1 protein-coding gene is annotated in these 223 nt (G+C 38.1%); it reads left to right on the plus strand.

Going from position 1 to position 223, the window contains the following annotated elements:
- On the plus strand, positions 1-223 hold a 223-nt coding region (locus ABR397_RS24620; RefSeq protein ID WP_350307961.1), incomplete at both ends, for a contact-dependent growth inhibition system immunity protein.

Genomic DNA, 223 nt, shown 5'->3' on the forward strand with positions numbered 1-223 from the left:
TCGAACATTAACTTCTCTTGATGAACGTGTGGCTTTTTTTGATCTCGAAAAAGGTAAACAGCAATATGCTGCTTGGATAGCAATGTTGATTGAAAAGTATGGCTATAAGACTAAACGTGCGTTATTTAAGGGAATGAAACGATGTTCAATTCATGGTGTTAATAGCCTAATAACCATGAGACCTAGCTACCACGAAAAGCTTGAAGCTTGGAGCGGTGATAGA

This window comes from Photorhabdus viridis (genome assembly GCF_040256935.1).
Classification (GTDB): Bacteria; Pseudomonadota; Gammaproteobacteria; order Enterobacterales; family Enterobacteriaceae; genus Photorhabdus; species Photorhabdus viridis.